This window comes from Costertonia aggregata (assembly GCF_013402795.1).
In the GTDB taxonomy this organism is placed as follows: Bacteria; Bacteroidota; Bacteroidia; order Flavobacteriales; family Flavobacteriaceae; genus Costertonia; species Costertonia aggregata.
This window is the reverse complement of record NZ_CP058595.1, coordinates 1132325-1149245: the sequence shown is the minus strand read 5'-3', so window position 1 is coordinate 1149245 and position 16921 is coordinate 1132325. Positions and strand designations below refer to the sequence as shown.

15 protein-coding genes are annotated in these 16921 nt (G+C 39.8%); 4 read left to right on the top strand and 11 right to left on the bottom strand.

The genetic code is table 11. The features are described 5' to 3' along the window. Window positions 1-2 precede the first annotated feature (2 nt). The 7 genes from HYG79_RS05270 to purU form a co-directional block, all read right to left on the bottom strand. Complete coding sequence (locus HYG79_RS05270) at window positions 3-908, bottom strand: hypothetical protein (protein WP_133642506.1); 906 nt, start codon at window positions 906-908, stop codon at window positions 3-5. 92 nt (window positions 909-1000) lie between these two features. Beyond that, a complete protein-coding gene (locus HYG79_RS05265; RefSeq protein WP_133642505.1) occupies window positions 1001-2212 on the bottom strand; it encodes a site-specific integrase in 1212 nt (403 codons plus the stop codon). 274 nt (window positions 2213-2486) lie between these two features. Further along, the gene (locus HYG79_RS05260) at window positions 2487-4340 is read right to left on the bottom strand and encodes an FAD-dependent oxidoreductase (protein WP_179241113.1); all 1854 of its coding nucleotides are present in this window, start codon (window positions 4338-4340) and stop codon (window positions 2487-2489) included. After that, on the bottom strand, window positions 4337-5500 hold the full coding sequence (locus HYG79_RS05255) for an AGE family epimerase/isomerase (protein WP_179241112.1): 1164 nt from the start codon (window positions 5498-5500) through the stop codon (window positions 4337-4339). The genes HYG79_RS05260 and HYG79_RS05255 overlap by 4 nt, the downstream gene beginning before the upstream one ends. Further along, window positions 5497-6426, bottom strand: coding sequence for a DUF4434 domain-containing protein (locus HYG79_RS05250; RefSeq protein ID WP_179241111.1), 930 nt, complete (start codon window positions 6424-6426; stop codon window positions 5497-5499). The genes HYG79_RS05255 and HYG79_RS05250 overlap by 4 nt, the downstream gene beginning before the upstream one ends. A 1-nt stretch (window position 6427) precedes the next feature. Beyond that, the gene (locus HYG79_RS05245; RefSeq protein WP_179241110.1) at window positions 6428-8254 is read right to left on the bottom strand and encodes a sodium:solute symporter family protein; all 1827 of its coding nucleotides are present in this window, start codon (window positions 8252-8254) and stop codon (window positions 6428-6430) included. Between the two features lie 93 nt (window positions 8255-8347). Continuing rightward, on the bottom strand, window positions 8348-9220 hold the full coding sequence (gene purU / locus HYG79_RS05240) for a formyltetrahydrofolate deformylase (protein ID WP_179241109.1): 873 nt from the start codon (window positions 9218-9220) through the stop codon (window positions 8348-8350). Window positions 9221-9506: 286 nt separating this feature from the next. Between purU and moeB the strand changes: the two genes are divergently transcribed. The 4 genes from moeB (at window position 9507) to HYG79_RS05220 (ending at window position 12973) form a co-directional block, all read left to right on the top strand. Continuing rightward, window positions 9507-10667 (top strand): molybdopterin-synthase adenylyltransferase MoeB, encoded by a 1161-nt coding sequence (gene moeB / locus HYG79_RS05235; RefSeq protein WP_179241108.1) that lies wholly within the window; start codon window positions 9507-9509, stop codon window positions 10665-10667. Window positions 10668-10688: 21 nt separating this feature from the next. Next, window positions 10689-11492 (top strand): molybdate ABC transporter substrate-binding protein, encoded by an 804-nt coding sequence (gene modA / locus HYG79_RS05230; protein WP_317168481.1) that lies wholly within the window; start codon window positions 10689-10691, stop codon window positions 11490-11492. Between the two features lie 72 nt (window positions 11493-11564). Beyond that, window positions 11565-12323, top strand: a complete 759-nt coding sequence (locus tag HYG79_RS05225; RefSeq protein ID WP_179241106.1) for an ABC transporter permease — start codon at window positions 11565-11567, stop codon at window positions 12321-12323. Next, window positions 12320-12973, top strand: a complete 654-nt coding sequence (locus HYG79_RS05220; RefSeq protein ID WP_179241105.1) for an ABC transporter ATP-binding protein — start codon at window positions 12320-12322, stop codon at window positions 12971-12973. Before HYG79_RS05225 ends, HYG79_RS05220 begins: the two co-directional genes overlap by 4 nt. A gap of 94 nt (window positions 12974-13067) precedes the next feature. On the opposite strand, the gene HYG79_RS05215 is transcribed toward HYG79_RS05220, so the two are convergent. The 4 genes from HYG79_RS05215 to HYG79_RS05200 all read right to left on the bottom strand — a co-directional run bounded on the left by HYG79_RS05215 (window position 13068) and on the right by HYG79_RS05200 (window position 16891). Further along, a complete protein-coding gene (locus HYG79_RS05215; RefSeq protein ID WP_179241104.1) occupies window positions 13068-14798 on the bottom strand; it encodes a hypothetical protein in 1731 nt (576 codons plus the stop codon). A gap of 64 nt (window positions 14799-14862) precedes the next feature. Beyond that, window positions 14863-15357, bottom strand: coding sequence for a lipocalin-like domain-containing protein (locus tag HYG79_RS05210; RefSeq protein ID WP_179241103.1), 495 nt, complete (start codon window positions 15355-15357; stop codon window positions 14863-14865). Between the two features lie 190 nt (window positions 15358-15547). Then, window positions 15548-16117: a Crp/Fnr family transcriptional regulator gene (locus HYG79_RS05205; protein WP_179241102.1), complete on the bottom strand. Its 570-nt coding sequence runs from the start codon at window positions 16115-16117 to the stop codon at window positions 15548-15550. Window positions 16118-16333: 216 nt separating this feature from the next. Further along, window positions 16334-16891, bottom strand: coding sequence for an NUDIX hydrolase (locus tag HYG79_RS05200; RefSeq protein WP_179241101.1), 558 nt, complete (start codon window positions 16889-16891; stop codon window positions 16334-16336). Window positions 16892-16921 lie beyond the last annotated feature (30 nt).

Genomic DNA, 16921 nt, shown 5'->3' with positions numbered 1-16921 from the left:
AATTAGAATGGCAATATTTGGTCGGTAAATTGCTTGAATATCTCGCTGGCAAGTGTTTTGTTTAAAGCCCTTGCAGCAATTAAATCCCCGAGTTTTGACTTTAACAATTGCCCGAAAGATTTCTTACTTAGCTTGGGAATATCATCTCGTAGCTCATCAAATTCATCAAAAATGATTTGCTGGCCAATTCCCAATTTTTCGACTTCTTTTAGAACACCCTCAATAAGTGCTTTTAACTCTTCATCAGAACTACTAATTTTCGTGTAGTCTGTAACTTGCGCTTTTCTTGACTGTTCTATTGCATACTTTCCTTCCAGCGTAAGTCTGGCGCCTGTATCTTTTGTAGTAATAGTATCAATAAGATTTCTGTTTTCAAGCATTTTGGCATAATCCCAATCTTCGCCGTGATTGTTCAACTTTATACCATTGCCTTCCAGAATCCATTTGATAGAATGATATAATCTGTCATCATAAAGCTCATAGAGTTTGCTAAGAATGAGGTCGAGCCTACCTTCGGTGTCAAGATTCTTGCGTTCTTCTAAATTAATTTCTTCAGCTCTTATTATTGCATCGGAAATGAATAGCATTTTCAAGTAGTAGTCAAGACCATTGATTTCATCTTTTAGGTCTTGAATTATGTTTTTAATCCTTTGGTCAATACCTAATTTCAAGCCAGTATTATAACCTCTTTGGGCTTTGAATTCATATCTAAAGTTTGTATGTTCAGGTTCAAAGGAAGTTTTTACATAGTCTATGACCTCATTTTCCCAACGTTGCTTTTCTTCCTTTAGGCTTTCTAAATCATTTTCAGTTCTTGAAGACCTATATTTTTCGACCAGAGCTTCGCCTTTAGCTTTCTGTTCTTCAATTTTATTTTTAAAATCTATCCATTTGACCTTTAAAACCATACGCAAAAAGTTTAGCTTGTAAAGGTAGAAGAATGAAGTTCTAAAATGTTAAAATTTCTATTTAAGATGTTCACAGCTGGTAAACAATTTGCCTAAAAATTGACAACGCTGTCCAAAGCATCATCTGCATCTTTATGGATGAAATTGGCTTGATATTTTATTGTAGTAGTAACGGATGAATGCCTGTAAAGTTTTTGAAGCATTTTAATAGGAATTTTGTCTTCTGAGATATGGCCAAAGCTGTGTCGAGCTATATGCATAGTTACCTTTTTGGTAATTTTTGCTTTCTTGGCGACCCCAACCAAATATTTATTGAACTTTTTAGTAGCCGTTTTGGTCTTGGCATAGACATCTTTCGCATCTTTTAAATCTGCCTTTTTCATTTCGGGAAAAACGAAATCGTCATTGTCCCGTTTTTCAGATTTGTAATATTCCAATATAGGGAAGACTTTTTCTGGTATTTTGAGAGATAGTAATTTGGAATTTTTATTCATACGGTAGTGAAGTCTATCATCATAAATATCTGACCATCTAATTTTCAGCAAATCGGCAGCTCTGATACCTGCAAAATAGAAACTGAATAACCATACGTTTCGTGCGTGAGTTTCATTTTCAGTAAGATTTTTAGCAGATTCAAACGACTTTATTTCTTTCTTGGTCAATCCTATTTTTTCAGTTTCAGGGAATTTTATCCTAATCTTACCTGAGCCAAATGGATAAAATTTTCTATCAACAACACCCATTTTTATCGCTCTGTTGTATATTGTTCTTATAACAACAAGATTATTAACTATCGACCTTTCAGAGAGATTTAATTTTTTCAAATAAATCTTAAATTTTCTCAAAAAGGCTTCGTCTATTTCTTGAAAGGTCAACTGCTTTGACTTATTAAAGTTTATTACGTGGTTAACACGAGCCTTATCGGTAGACAGTTGAGAGAGCTTTTTATTGGATTCAAGTTCGGAAAGAAAATCTCTTGCAACTTCATAAAAAGTACTCGATTTTGACTCTGAATAGAGTGCTTCTTTTATTTGATTTGCAGAGAAATCTTTTTTATCTGACTGTAAATCTATTAGTGTTTTATTGGCCTCTAATAGCTTGGTGGAAATCAAATTATTTAATCTGTTAGCATTAGTATGGGATTTCCTAACACGTAAGTTCTTCTCATCCCAATCTTTTAAATCTATGTAATGACCAACATAGTGATATGTTGAGCGACGGTTCTTGGTTATGCGGATTGCCAAAGGATAAAGCCCTTCTTTATTTGGTTTCTTTCTTATAACTACTTTTGCATTTGAGGCCATACCATTGAATTTTAGATTATAAAGATAATCAATTTTGGTACAACATAGGTACAACATTTATTGATTTTAAATCATATTAAATGAAATCAATTAATATTAAATATTTATTAATCAGTTGATTATAAGTATATTTAGCTAAATTTACCATCAAATACGCTGGATTCAAAATCCAGTATCGCAAGATGTGTGGGTTCGATTCCCACCTCGAGTACAAAAAAGCCCAAGATATATATCTTGGGCTTTTTATTTTGAACGCCCTCTAAACGCCCGTACCCTACTTGGATTTTATTTTTCCCTCGTAATCGATTTCAATTTCGAATGGATTCAAAACAGCATCAATAAGCAAACTAACGGTTCTTCTATTCAATGCTTTTTTGGCTGGGGGTGCCTTTATGTTCCACTGGTCCCAATGAGTCTCAATTTGTGCTACATCGTAGTCGGGCCATATAAATTCTACCAGCTTTTTAAAATAGGAAAGCGTAACATCTTGACCCGATGCGTGCATGGCAGCAAGCTTTGGGTAATAATTGATAAGGCCTTGCTTAAGCTCATATTCCGACACCGTACGTTCAGGATAAAACCACGTCTCATTGGCCCATTTATAAGGTACGCCATAGGCTTTTAATATGCCTGTGGCTCCAACGCGTTGAACGGATTTAAACGCAACATCTTCTTTTGTGACATCTTTAAAGGGCATTATGTAGGCTTTACTTTCCAACAAAGCGTTTTGCACGTCTCGTATTGATACTTGGGAGGGGTCTTTTCCCTCATGAATTGAAATCGCCGCCAATGTTCCCGCCGCTTGACCTATACCCAGGACAACGGGCTGTAGCCTGGTTGCACCGTTAACAATATTGGATACACTTATATTCTTTTCCGCAACGATAAAGTTCTTTGTTTTTTCAGGAATCAAACTGCCCAATGGTACGTTATAACTTGGGACTTTAATATGTATAAAATCAATTTTTGGTGCCTTGGGATTTTTGTCGTGATGATGGTCAATAGGGTAATCGCCAACGGCTATTCCCGTTCTATAAAAGTCAAAATCATAGGGTCGCTCCAGATGGTCAACGGTCAAAAATACCTTCCCTTTTGCCCGTCTCGCTTCACGGTCATAGGGTAACATGGGAAAATTATCTTCCGTGGGAAACTCTTCGGCTACCCTTAAGTTTTTGAACCCGAGTTCGTTTTGGATGTAATAGACAAAACCCTGTGTAAAGGCTTTGGCCTCCTGCAATTTTTCCCGGCGCTCGTCGACGGTCATGTTGGGCCAATCCAAATAATAATCATTGCCACAATTGGGCCAGTTTATCATATATTTATTGTTGGGTAATTTACCATAGTCCAGCATTTGTTGGCAATTGGAAACTCCCCCGAACATTTCGCCATCTTCACGTTTGCAGGCACATTCATAGGCTTTTGAATCGTAGCTTTTTGGTTTTTTCACCAAACCTCTTTTGTCTTTTCGGCGAATGCCGGAACCTGTTGACACATCCTCAAGTATCAAAACATAGGTCATATCTTGAACGATTGAATTTGCCTCTTTGGGGGCTTCGTGCTCCCCCGTATCTTTCTTGGAATCCATTCCCAATCGAAAATCGGCACCTACGATCGGCAACAGTTCCCCTATTTCGGTAGCATCTATCAAAATTCTGGATGCTGTGGAGTAGGTTTTCCCATTTTGCTCATAGGAAACATGCCAACCCTTATCTTTCTCTTGTATCTTGGTGTAAACAGCATTAAGGGCAATATCCAAATTGGGAATAGTCGCCATTTCCTGAAGGATTTTATTCCCTACCGAAGGTTCAAAAAGTGTATGGCTTACCCAACCCGTGGCCAAGGCATTTGCGCCGCCGTAATGATTTCGTAGTTTTTGACGGAACTCGCCCCAAATTCCGGATGGCATTTGATGATTGCCGTCAATGGCCGACACCCCTGCCGAAGTCAACATTCCTCCCAACCATGGTGTAGCTTCTATGATTTGAACCCTCGCGCCCATTCGTGAGGCTTGGATTCCTGCCGATGTTCCACCAGCTCCGCCACCTATGATCAAGACATCCACTTTTTTTTGGGCTGCGGTGTAATAAACCATTAAAAACGCTAAAGAAAAGAAATATAATTTTTTCATAAATCTGTTTTTTCCAATGCTTTCCACACTTCCATCAATGCCCTTGGTACATGAAAACACCCTTTCCATTTACCTCCTTTAAGATTTAGCGCAACATCGCCCTGTCTGTTCAAGTAACCGAACCATTCCCCTCCGTTTTTCGTGTCTCTGAAATGGTTCCAGGTGTACTCGTGCACTTTTTTGAACCATGCCGCCGCTTTGGGGTTTTGGTTATGGGCGTAGGTTTTTCCCAAGGCCACCAAGGTTTCCAAATGCACCCACCACAGTTTTTGGTCATGTTCCAATTGTTGTGGGGGATGCCCTTTGATATCCATAAAATAGAAAATACCACCATATTTTTCATCCCAACCATGTTCAAGCTGTTGAAACATTATTCTCTCTACATTTTCAATCAATGCGGTATCTTTCTTTCGGATACCCAAATTCATGATAAACCACATCGCTTCAATGGCGTGACCGGGATTTAAGAGACGGCCCTCAAAACTATTCACGAACTCCCCTTTATCTGAAACATTTTCGAGTATTAGGCCACTTTCCCCATCATAAAACGTGTTCATCACCAAATGGATGACCGAATCGGTTACTTCGGAAACTTTATGAGCTCCTAAAAGCGGTTCCAGTTCCAAAGCAAGATTGCACAAAATCATGGGTAATGCAAAATTCTGAAGATTTCGTGTACCACGATATATTTTACTATATCTCCCTTTTGGATTATGCTGTCTACTCAAAATATTCTCAAAAGTTGCCTTTGCAATTTGGGCATAGCGTTCCTTTGGTTCGATTTCATATAATTTGCCAAACGCCATTGCTGCAAAACAATCGGAGAAAATATTGTAGGGTTGCACAAGGGGCCGGCCATTTTGAGTAAGTGAAAAGTACCAATCACCATTTGGGTCTCGGCCGTATTTTTCCAAGAAGTCTGCACCCAAAACCGCAATATCCTTCCACGTTTCTTTATTTTGCACCGATTGGTAAAGCGTTGAAAACATCCATATTTGCCGGGCCTGAAGCCAAGTAAACTTATCGGTATCGTAAATTTCACCCTTTTCGTTCAAACAGGTAAAATATCCACCAAATTCTTTGTCCAGAGCATGTTTTTCCCAAAAGGGGACGACTTCGTTCAGGAGTTCGTTTTTGTAGATTTCCGCATATTTTTTCATTTCGAAAAGTACTCTATATATCTATTGAATAAATGTCCAGCTTGTGTGTATGCCGATTGTGGACTCATAAAATGCGAGAACTCGAACGTAATCGCTTTTTCGCACCCAGCTCTTTTTGCAGCTTCTAATTTGAACAAAAGTTTTTCCCATTTTATGGGTAAAAATTTAATGGGCATATCGCGATCAAACGATTCGGAGTTCGTCCATGAGCGTAATCCGTATGTGTCGGCGAGGGATTTGTTCAATCGTAAATAATCCTCCAACTCATTGTATCCTACGTGGCCATCTTGAAAAGCGACAATATCAATACTGTTTTTAATGCCATCAAAAATCTCACCCCATTCCTGCTCGTGCTCCTTTAAGGATATATTATTGTCTTTCGTGATTCTATCGGAACTGGCCATCACCGCTTTCTTACCGTCTATCCATGGGGAAATCAAAACAGGTAGTCCGCCGCTCAACGCTTTGCAGTGATTTCCCAACTTTGCAATGGCATCTATGGCACCCTTTATTTTTCTACTTAGCTCTAGGCTCAAATACCAACCGCCGAAACTTTTATAGTGGCCATAGGTTTCATAAACTTCTTCTATGACATGCAGATTAATATCGATTTCATGGCGCATATCGCCGGTTTCCCAATATTTGCCACTGTCGTAAGTGCCAAAATAAAAAGTCATTTCATGTTTTTCGGCCAATTCAAGATACAGTTTGACCAAATCGATAGGGGGGCAAAAACAGTCATGTTTTTTTATCAAATATTTTGAGGGGTACGTCAAAAACTGATGATACCCCGAACGAATAAGGATTACGGTATCAATACCCATTTTTTTCATATGAACAAAATCGGCTTCCCATTCTTTCGTGCCCCAGTTCTGATGGGGAATGTCATGGCTGATTTCATCCAAAAAAGTTCCGGTTATCTGCATTTTATTTTTTCTCTAAATTATCCCACCAGTATTTTTTTAACAAAACACTTGTTATAATCAATACTGCGCTCCACATGATCATTTCGGTATTTTGGCGCAACATAAAATAGATAGGAATGACCACTTGGGCCATTTGCCAAATTATGCCCAACACTACGTTAAGACCGTCCCGTTTAAAATTCTTATTGGGGATGAAACTTGGATTTTCCTTTATCACCTCTTTCTTTATGGGGCCCCAAAAACCCCATGGTTTCGTTTGTTTATAAAAGGTCTTGATTTGTTCCCGATTGGGCAAAGGTTCAATAAATGTCCCTATGATACAGCCTACAAATGCAAAAGCGAAAATGATGGGAAATACGAAGATATCTACATAATTTGGGAAAAAGATAAACTTTACCGTTGAGGCGACCAGCCCGAAAAGCATTCCCCAAAAGTAACCGTTCCCAGAGAAACGCCACCATATCCATTTCAACACATTCGCTGCGACATAGCCTCCATAAAGGGATGAACTCAACCATAAAATCAAGGTGTTCAACGACCCGGCATTGAACCCGAAAACGATACCGACTATTACCAAGGCCAATGAAGAAATGATGCTCAACCGCACTAATTTCCTGTCCGGTGCACCAGGATTGATGTATTTTTTATAGATGTCGTTCACGATATAGGCCGGTGCTGAATTCACAAAAGCGGCAAACGTACCCATAAAGGCCGCTAAGAACCCGGCCAACATAAGCCCCTTTAAGCCAACGGGTAAAAACTTGTTGATGGCCATGGGAAGTACTTGTTCAAAATCGATGCTATCGCCCATGGCGGTCAGTTCCGGGCCAAGATATACCAAGGCCAACACGGCAAAACCGATAATCATGAAATAGCGGGGAATATAGAGTACACAAATGGTCAAAAAACTCATTTTAGCTGCTTCTGCCGGTGTTTTCGTCGCCAAAATACGCTGCATGTCGTAACTGGGAACAGGCCCGGCGATTGAGGCGAATATTCCCTTTAAGACCATGAGCAAAAAAAGAATGCCGAACAAATCAAAACCATCGGAGGCGATTTTAGTATTGACTTGAGGAAAGGCCGAATTGCTCCAATCCAAGTTTATATTCCACCCAAACCAGAGTTGGTCCCAGGTCTCGGGGACGACCTCCGAAACTTGTTCATAGGTCACCATATTGTAGGCCACGATACCAACACCTATGCAAGCTATGGTCATGATGACAAACTGCATCACTTCCGTTGCGACCACACTATGCATACCTCCTTTTACGGTATACAATGAAGTTAGCCCGCAAATGATCAAAGCATAACTTCTGGCCGAAGAAACTTCATGGCCAAGGAATTCAAAAGCCATATCCCAAGGGAGAATGGAAGTGCAATATTTGCCGATTCCCTCAAAAAAATAGGCGATAAAACCGAGTACGCTAATGACCGCAAAAATGACGATTATAATGTGGGAAAGCTTTGCCCCTTTACCATCTCCGAAGCGAAAGGTTATCCATTCCGCCCCGGTCATGACATTGGATCGCCGCATCCAAATGGCCAAATAAACAAATACGAAAACTTGGTTCCATACGGGCCAAAGCCATGGTAACCAAGCACTTTTTAATCCGTAGACAAAAAGGATGCCTACACTCCACATCGTACCCGAAATGTCAAACATTCCGGAGGCATTGCTAAGACCCAAATAGTACCAAGGGAGTTCATTGCCTCCTAAAAAATAGGACTTTAGATTTTTTGAGGATTTCTTTGAAAGGTAAAAGCCAAGACCCAATACACCAATAATGTAGGCAATTACAATACCGATATCCCAATAGGATAAACTCATGCTAGCTATAGTATTAAAACCCTAAATCTAAAAGTAAAATATATCGATAGGATTTACCAAAAATTACAGGCCTATTTTATTTTTTAAAGAATTTCACTCTCCCGTTTCGGGAAAAACAATGGCCTTGTTCCCATCAACGATGACTTGGTTGTTTAAATGAAAATTTACGGCCTTGGCCAAAACCAAGGTTTCTATATCCGCACCTATTTTTTTTAAGGAAGCTGGGGTGCATTCATGGGTTACCCGTTCTACGCCTTGTTCAATAATAGGGCCTTCATCCAAATCTTTTGTTGCATAGTGCGCTGTGGCTCCAATGAGCTTGACTCCCCTTTCGTAGGCTCTTTTATAAGGATTGGCCCCTTGAAATGCCGGTAAAAATGAATGGTGGATGTTTATGATTTTTCCCTGATAACGGTCAATAAAACCTGCGGATAGTATTTGCATATAACGGGCCATAACGATCAAGTCAATTTTATGGCTATCCAATAAACGCGTAAGTTCATTTTCTTGTTCGGATTTGGTCTCCGCAGTAACCGGAGCATAATGAAACGGTACTCCGAACATGTCGGCGACTGATTTCAATTTTTGATGGTTGCTTATTACCATTCGTACATCGCAATTAAGCTCTCCTTCCCGGTGTCTATACAATAAATCGTATAGGTTGTGGCTGGTATGCGATACTAGAATAGCTACCTTTTGCTTTTTACTGCCATAATCGACTTTCCAAGTGATTTGATATGATTTGGCCAAATCGGAAAACTTATTTTCCAATTGATTTTTACTGATGGCGACCGAATCATCAGAAGTCAGTCTAATACGCATAAAAAATTTGCCCTCAAGGGAATTTGTGTATTGTTGTGCACTGATGATGTTAAATCCTTCTTTAAAAAAGAAACCGGTCAAAGCGGAAATAATACCTTTTTTGTCAGGACATTTTATGAGAAAAGTAACTATTTGTGGGTTCATTTAGTGTTGGTTGGTTGAAAAATATTGGGCAATCTAAGATAGTATTTTCTTAATCGGTAGATTTTTCGTCTAATTCTTTGTCCAAAATAGGATAAAGGCTTTTAAAAAACTCGAAAATGTGGTTTTTCTATAAATTGGGATTACATAACCCCTTACCAGCTTAAAGTATTTTGAAGTATTTTAGGGTTTAATTTAGAGGGTGAAATTTTTTGACATGCCGTATCAAATTTTTCACTGAAATTATCATTCCCGCTTTAATAGGAAATAAAGTGTACAATAGTAGCAAATGACTCCAAATCTATCAAAAGAAGAACTAAAACGATATTCTAGACATGTATTGTTGCCAGAAGTTGGTGCGGAAGGCCAGCAAAAACTAAAAAATGCGTCGGTTTTGGTCGTAGGTTTGGGAGGCTTGGGCTCTCCTTTGGCCATGTATTTGGCTGCGGCCGGAATCGGTACATTGGGTTTGGTAGATTTTGATACGGTAGATATGACAAACTTACAACGGCAAACGATTCATGGCACTGCTGATGTTGGAAGGTCAAAAATTGAATCTGCATTCGAGAAACTTCATGATATTAATCCAGAGATTGTTATAGTAAAGCACGATGAGCCGCTTACCACGCAAAACGCAATGGAAATTATTTCGGGCTATGATATTGTTGCAGACGGTACCGATAATTTTGAAACCCGATATTTGGTCAATGATGCCTGTATTTTGTTGGGAAAACCCAATGTATACGGATCGGTATATCGTTTTGAAGGTCAGGCCAGTATTTTTGGTGCTACAAATGGGCCATGCTACAGGTGTCTTTATCCCGACCCGCCAGCGCCAGGGGTGATACCCTCATGTGGTGAAGCCGGTGTTTTAGGGGTTTTGCCAGGTGTTATCGGTACAATACAGGCAACAGAGGTTGTAAAATTGATTTTGGGCAAGGGTAGCACATTGACAGGAAGATTACTTCTATACGATGCTTTTGATATGAAGTTTGATGAGCTAAAACTAAAGCCAAACCCAGATTGTCCGATGTGTGGAGAAAACCCATCGATAACCGAACTTTTGGACTATGAGGTATTTTGTAACCCTGTTCAAAAAAACGATACGCTGAAAGTAGATCGTAATGATGTGGTAAATCAAATTACGGTGAAAGCACTTTCTAACTTGCTTCATGAGGATGCGGATTTTTTTTTATTGGATGTAAGGGAACCTTTTGAACATCAAATATGTAATATTTCAAAAGCGGTCTTGTTGCCTTTTAATGATATTGCGATGAAGATTTCAATGATTCCCAAAGACAAAAAAGTTGTAGTGTTTTGTCACCGTGGCGGTAGGAGCGAAAGGGTCGTAAAATCACTTATGCGAAAGGGGTATACCAATGTCTTTAACCTTATGGGCGGCATTGATCGGTATGCGGAAGAAATAGACAATGAAATGGAACGCTATTGATTTTATATTTATTTAGTACGAATGGGTTTTATTAAAGTGTTTACAATTTGCGTTTGTGTAGTTGTCATTTTTATGTTGGGTTGTACGCCAAAAAAAAATGAACGTTCAATTTTTGTTTATTGTGCCGCTAATATGGAACCGGTTTTGGGACAAATCGCAAAAAAATATAAAAAAGAGTATGGAATTCGTGTAGATGTACAGTACGGCGGGTCGGGAACCTTACTTTCAAATTTAAGGGTGGCCAACCAAGGGGATTTGTATATTGCTGCGGATGAGAGTTACGTACACGAGGCCATTGTACAGGATTTGGTGGGCAAAACACAATCTCTAGCGGACATTGTTCCGGTAATTGCAGTGGCTAAAGGCAACCCGAAAGGGCTAATGAAGATTGATGACCTTTTTACTAATGGTTTAAAGGTGGCCATTGCCAATCCGGATGCAGCCTCTATCGGCCGATTGACCAAAAAAATATTTATGGAAGAAGGATATTGGGATATGCTTCAAAACAATATAACCGTACAAATGTTTACGGTAAATGAAGTTGCCAATACCGTTAAACTGGGTACTGCTGATGTAGGTGTTATTTGGGATGCTACCGCAAACCAATACGATGAAATAGATATCGTTCCCATACCCGAATTTGAAAAATATGCCAGTACCATAACTGCGGGAGTCCTTAATTTTTCGGATAAAAAAGATGAAGCCCTAAAATTCATGATGTACATGGCAGCGATGAACAAAGGTTTAAAAGTATTTGACTCCATAGGTTATAGGCCGATAAGCAAAAGGTTTGCACCATCAGAAAGTCGTAAAAATTCAAAATAATTAGATATCGAGCCCAAATATGTACATGCTGGAAAATTAAAGGTAAAATCAAACCTTCCTTTTTATTGGGTCATGGGCGTAATCGCTTTTACCTATGTATTTCTAATACTGGCGATGATGGTCGCCGACTTTTCATATACAACCCCGGGCCACATTTTAGAAGCTTTGGCAAGCCAGGAAATTCAATATGCTATCAAACTAAGTTTGATAACGGCAACCATAACCATGGTTTTGAGCGTTTTGGTCGCACTGCCCTTAGGGTATTTTATGGCACGGTACGAGTTTCGATTCAAAAAGGTAATCGATGCGGTTTTGGATATCCCGATTATACTACCGCCCTTGGTCATTGGGCTAAGTTTGTTGATTCTCTTTCAAACGGCACCGGGCAGGTTTATCGAAGAGCATATGCGTATTACCTACACGATTTACAGTGTGGTCTTAGCACAATTTATGGTGGCGTGCGCGTTTGCCGTAAGGACTATGCAAGTGACTTTTACACAAATCAGCGATCGTCAGGAACAGGTAGGTTTAACCTTGGGCTGTAATCAAAAACAAGCATTCTTTTATATATTGTTACCGCAATCCAAAAACGGAATATTGACCGCCGCTTCACTGGCTTGGGCAAGGGCTATAGGGGAATTTGGCCCTGTACTCATCTTTTCCGGGGCGACCCGTATGCGGACCGAGGTTTTGCCCACGACCGTTTTTTTGGAAATGTCAGTAGGAAACATTGAGGCTGCCGTGGCGGTGTCATTGATCATGATTGTATCCGGTTTTGCCGTTCTCATGATCGTACGCATGTTCGGGAACAAAAAAACGGACCTGCCATGATACACTGTAAAAACCTTCATATTCAACAAGGCGGTTTTGGTCTGACTGATATCAATTTTAAAATTCACGAGGGGGAGTATGCCATTTTAATGGGAAAGACGGGTTGCGGCAAGACTACTATTTTAGAAGCTATTTGTGGGCTTAGAAAAATACAGGAAGGAGAAATCTGGTTGAACGGGCATGAAATTTCAAAATGGCCACCGGGCCAGCGAGAAATAGGATATGTACCCCAAGAAGGAGCTCTTTTTGACCACATGACGGTAGCACAAAACATGGGTTTTGCATTAAAAATACGTAAATGGAAATCTTCTCAAATAGGGGAAAGAGTGTCAGAGTTGGCAGCGTTGTTGAATTTGGAAGATTTGTTGCCCCGCAGCATTCCCAACCTCAGTGGCGGGGAGAAACAACGTGTCGCCTTGGGCAGGGCACTTAGTTTTTACCCTGGAATACTCTGCCTGGACGAACCTTTAAGTGCGCTGGATGAAGATACCAAAGAAGATATGTACAAGCTTTTGTTGTCGTTAAAAAAGCGGTTGAAAATAACGGTATTACATGTATCCCATTCCCGATCAGAGGCCAAAAAACTAGCGGATAAAATTTTGTTGCTGAGCGATGGCAAACTTCAAATACCCGACATGCAACACAAATGATATTTTCTTTTTTTGTCTAAAATATTTAAGAACTGTTTTTATAAGCATATAAATAACTGTTGTCTTTAAAGGCAAGATGTTTTTATTGTATCGATTACTCCCAATCAGGAAGAGATTTTTTGGAAATATTGATTCCTAAATCTTCAAATTTTTTCTTGTCCATATAATGTCGAACAGGATGGTATGCTCCCAGAAATCCGTTTCTATCATTGTTTCCTATAATACTTTTATCATATTGGCTTCCACTCCAAGTGGTCCTTTTCCAAGGTAGATTTAATTCGTTGGGCGTTTTGTCAAAGCTCCATTCCGGACCTACCGAAACCCATCTCAACGTAAATGCCTGCGTACAGGTATCTCCATAGTCCACCCAAGTCACTCCGTTTTCTGGAGTGGCATTTCTTGGTCGGTCTTCCTTTCGGGAATAAACAATCACATAGTTTCTATCGGCATCAAGAACAATTTCATCATCCATAATAGACGTATTTTCGAGACCCGCCACTTTTGAAAAAGGAAAACTTGCATCGTAGCTGGTCATGCTCCAGTACCTACATTGGGCAGGTTCAAGTGTTTGGGCCCCGTTACGTGTATTAGGGAAGGTCGGCATCCTACCCGTCAACACATAAACCTTGCCTTTTTTGATACTCATCCCATTGGTAAGATACCCATGGTAGTTGCATCCGGTAGCGTGGGGTTCCAAACTGGCGGGAGCAGGCATATCCGCTCCACGGCCCGTGATTCCTTTATGCAGGTTGCGAACATATGCTTTATCCGCCTCGGTATTTTTGTACAAAGCCCGTGCACCGCCTGTTGCAATCTGTAGAAAAATGCCAAATTGTTTGTCCCAACCAATATCCCTTCCATTGTACGAAGCCGGGTCGTTGTTTCCAATATTTCTGTTGGCCATGGTCTGTTCGGAAGCTTCGATAAAGCCTTCGTAATCCGCAATTATCGCAAATTTTTCACCGGTCTTGAGCTGAAAATATATTTTGGGAAAAGAGACACCACCTGTGGGAAATTTATCATGGTCTATGCCATAATATCGAATCCATACATCACCGAAATCCCAAATACCACGACCGTGGCCACTTTTGGTGTCTATACCCCAGGGACCCTGTACTTGAATGGCACTACCGTATCTTACATTGCCGTCACCCCTGTAAGGCGTTGAGTGTGAGGGGTCAAGCGTATTGGCATTTCCCATAGCCATTTTATAGGTCACTTTGTACGAACGGTTTTTTGCCATTCGTTTTCCGTTCGGGAGAAAGGGATTTATATTTCCGGGCTTTGGAACGATATCACTATCGACTATAGCCACTTCGCCGTTTCCGGCAAATTTATCGTAGCGGTAGCCTTCGCCATCAAAAGGGGGAGATGTCTGGATGTTAAAAAATCGACAATAGGGAAACTCCCCTTCAATTATCATCTCCGAACCGAAGGGCGCGTAAATAAGTGGAGCGAGCAAATAGGTGCAATGCGGATCTGGAAAACTGCCATAGAGTTTATTGAAATCTATATTGTGTGCCGTTCTGGTCACCCATTGTTCTTGAGGGTCGATATTCTCAAAAGAAACGAGACGCACATTCTTAAAACGCTCCGTATCATATCCTTTGGGCAATATGTTTTCAGGTAGTCTAGCGGAAACCTCGCCCTTTGCCCATTTTTTTATGTAATCCTCTAAGTTATCGGATAGTTTTTGTGCTTCTCCTTTTAATTCAGAAGCCGGGCGAAAAGGATATCCAGGAGCCTTGGGCAAACAACCCATCATGAAGATTGCCAATAATAGTACTCCGAAGCGACTAGGTAATCTCTTTATAAATATTTTCATAAAACGAAATTAAACGGATTGTTTTTGAGCGGACCGAATTGAAAATCGACACTAAAAACAGTCCCTATTTTCTTGTAAGAACAAATTCGGTGCCGGAAAGGTTCTCCGCACTTAATCCTTCCCCGTAGATTATCAAACGATCCTTCGATAGACTTATTCGGGCACCTTCGGATTCAGTACCCTGACCATCGTTAAAGATCAGCGTATCTCCATTGAGTTCCCAGGTTCCGCTAAAGGAATCCGAAACACCGGAGGGGCATGAAATATTTTCGGGATCTGTTCCGATATAAAGAATCGTACTTTCGGAAAAAACCTCTCCATTGGCCCGGAAATCGTATTCCAAAATCTTACAATTGGTTGCGATGAGTTCGCTAAGGATTATTTCCGCATCTGGCAATAATGGGTTGGAAGCATTTTCGGTAACCTTGAACTCCGAAAGTTCCCATTGGCCTATCAATGTTACTTTTCCTTCTTCGTTATCTGATTCGTCTTTGGAACAGGAATTTAAGGGTAGCGTGAACCCAATCAATAAGATTAAAAACTGATTGATTTTTTTCATGTTTTTACTGATTTATCGGTTTCAATAATAACGGTTGAAGATACCTTTTGCGTAAGTTATCTTTGGGATATTCTATGAAATGATACATTTTTTGATTTTTATCAAAAGATTTTCGGAATACGATACTTGGCAGATGCTGATAGACCTTAACATACCTTTATTTAAGTAAGAACCTCGTAAGGGAAGGTTTTTATTCTTGTTTTGCCCGTATTCGACTTAAAGTTTCTTGTGACATGTTCAAATAGGAGGCAATTTGTCCTGAAGTCGCAAGCTGTAGCAAGTGAGGCTGCTTTTGGGCGAGGATCTCGTACCTTTTGCGTGCCGGCCTTACTTTTGAAAGTTCGCCCAAGTTGGCCATTTCCAAAAAATATTTTTCCAACATCAACCTCCCAAAATGGTTGAATTCGGGATATTCTTTGTACATATACTGCAAATCGACATAACTTATAGCATAAACCTTGCTGTCTTCCAGTATTTCAATGTTCTCCCTACAAGGAGTTTGGGTCAAGAACGATATCATATGTGCGACAAAATCGTTGTTGGACCAGAAGAAGTTGGAAATTTTATCCTTTTTTTTCCACTTGAATTGATGGGCGAAACCGAAATGTATAAAATAGATGTGCGAGCATACTTCGCCTTCTTTTAAAAGATAGGTTCCTTTACGAATAAATTTGGAACTGATCATTGATTCCAATTCCTTTTCTGCTGCATCACTAATTTTGCTAACTCCTTTAATAATATCAATTATGACTGTATTCACGAATTAAAAGTTGGCGTTGATAATTGATTTGAAAGATAAGGATTGACAAATTTTACAACAAGCATGCATAATGCCCAAAACCTGCTATTTTATTGACAATTATCAAAAAAGAATGTATTTGAGTAAACGAATCGCAGATGAAGTCTTTACCATTTCAATAATTTTAGCGATGATGTCATTATGTATTTATAAATTGTTTATGCCCAACTTAAATTATTATGCTCGTGTTATTTTCTCTTTAACCGCATTGAATATCATGTCCAGATATTTTTTGGGATAGGGGACATACAACGATTTTTCCATTTGGTCGTATACTTCCTTTCTCAGTTGTGAAATAGAAATAAGTTTTAAATCCGCTACCTCTTCTGCCTGTAACTTCAATTTGTCTATGGGTGTCATTAATTGGGCAATGTACACATGCTGAAATTCATTGTCCAAAAGCGTATCACCGTGTTTTCGGTTGCTTTTACGTGTGCCTATTTTTTGTAGTTCCTCAACTGATACGGTCAACCCAATTTCCTCAAAAACTTCCCTTTTTGCACCATCAAGAGGTGACTCACCGGCACCAATATGTCCTGCCACGGACACATCCCACAGGCTGGGAAATGTATCTTTGTTATCCGACCTTTTTTGAATGAGCAGTTTGCCCTCTTTTGTGTACAGCCAAACATGTATGCTAGTGTGCCAATACCCTTTTTGGTGCGCTTCGGATTTGGGACAGGTCTTCCCGGAAATATTTCCATTTTCATCAGTAATATCGATCAATTCGTCCATAACGCAAAATATCTTCTTTATTGTTATGCA

What these genes read in the sequence shown, in the direction of transcription:
- HYG79_RS05270 (WP_133642506.1), bottom strand. Translation starts at nt 908, where the DNA reads ATGGTTTTAAAGGTCAAATGGATAGATTTTAAAAATAAAATTGAAGAA.
- HYG79_RS05265 (WP_133642505.1), bottom strand. Translation starts at nt 2,212, where the DNA reads ATGGCCTCAAATGCAAAAGTAGTTATAAGAAAGAAACCAAATAAAGAA.
- HYG79_RS05260 (WP_179241113.1), bottom strand. Translation starts at nt 4,340, where the DNA reads ATGAAAAAATTATATTTCTTTTCTTTAGCGTTTTTAATGGTTTATTAC.
- HYG79_RS05255 (WP_179241112.1), bottom strand. Translation starts at nt 5,500, where the DNA reads ATGAAAAAATATGCGGAAATCTACAAAAACGAACTCCTGAACGAAGTC.
- HYG79_RS05250 (WP_179241111.1), bottom strand. Translation starts at nt 6,426, where the DNA reads ATGCAGATAACCGGAACTTTTTTGGATGAAATCAGCCATGACATTCCC.
- HYG79_RS05245 (WP_179241110.1), bottom strand. Translation starts at nt 8,254, where the DNA reads ATGAGTTTATCCTATTGGGATATCGGTATTGTAATTGCCTACATTATT.
- purU (WP_179241109.1), bottom strand. Translation starts at nt 9,220, where the DNA reads ATGAACCCACAAATAGTTACTTTTCTCATAAAATGTCCTGACAAAAAA.
- moeB (WP_179241108.1), top strand. Translation starts at nt 9,507, where the DNA reads ATGACTCCAAATCTATCAAAAGAAGAACTAAAACGATATTCTAGACAT.
- modA (WP_317168481.1), top strand. Translation starts at nt 10,689, where the DNA reads ATGGGTTTTATTAAAGTGTTTACAATTTGCGTTTGTGTAGTTGTCATT.
- HYG79_RS05225 (WP_179241106.1), top strand. Translation starts at nt 11,565, where the DNA reads ATGGGCGTAATCGCTTTTACCTATGTATTTCTAATACTGGCGATGATG.
- HYG79_RS05220 (WP_179241105.1), top strand. Translation starts at nt 12,320, where the DNA reads ATGATACACTGTAAAAACCTTCATATTCAACAAGGCGGTTTTGGTCTG.
- HYG79_RS05215 (WP_179241104.1), bottom strand. Translation starts at nt 14,798, where the DNA reads ATGAAAATATTTATAAAGAGATTACCTAGTCGCTTCGGAGTACTATTA.
- HYG79_RS05210 (WP_179241103.1), bottom strand. Translation starts at nt 15,357, where the DNA reads ATGAAAAAAATCAATCAGTTTTTAATCTTATTGATTGGGTTCACGCTA.
- HYG79_RS05200 (WP_179241101.1), bottom strand. Translation starts at nt 16,891, where the DNA reads ATGGACGAATTGATCGATATTACTGATGAAAATGGAAATATTTCCGGG.